1 rRNA gene is annotated in these 382 nt (G+C 56.8%); it reads right to left on the bottom strand.

What is annotated here, in order from left to right:
- Window positions 1-367 (bottom strand): 16S ribosomal RNA (locus tag G5S52_RS23550); the annotation flags it as partial.
- Between the last annotated feature and the right edge of the window lie 15 nt (window positions 368-382).

Genomic DNA, 382 nt, shown 5'->3' with positions numbered 1-382 from the left:
CTGCTGCCTCCCGTAGGAGTCTGGACCGTGTCTCAGTTCCAGTGTGGCTGATCATCCTCTCAAACCAGCTAGGGATCGTCGCCTTGGTGAGCCTTTACCCCACCAACTAGCTAATCCCAACTGGGCCCATCCGGTAGCGAGAGGCCCGAAGGTCCCCCTCTTTGGTCCGTAGACGTCATGCGGTATTAGCCACCGTTTCCAGTGGTTATCCCCCTCTACCAGGCAGGTTCCCAGCCATTACTCACCCGTCCGCCGCTCGCCGCCCAACAAATCCCCCGAAGGTTCAATGTTGTCGCTGCCGCTCGACTTGCATGTGTTAGGCCTGCCGCCAGCGTTCAATCTGAGCCATGATCAAACTCTTCAATTAAAGTTTTTGGCTCGA

Origin of the sequence: Grimontia sedimenti, assembly GCF_011045095.1 — a bacterium.
Lineage (GTDB): Bacteria > Pseudomonadota > Gammaproteobacteria > Enterobacterales > Vibrionaceae > Enterovibrio > Enterovibrio sedimenti.
This window is presented reverse-complemented; position numbering and strand designations above follow the sequence as displayed.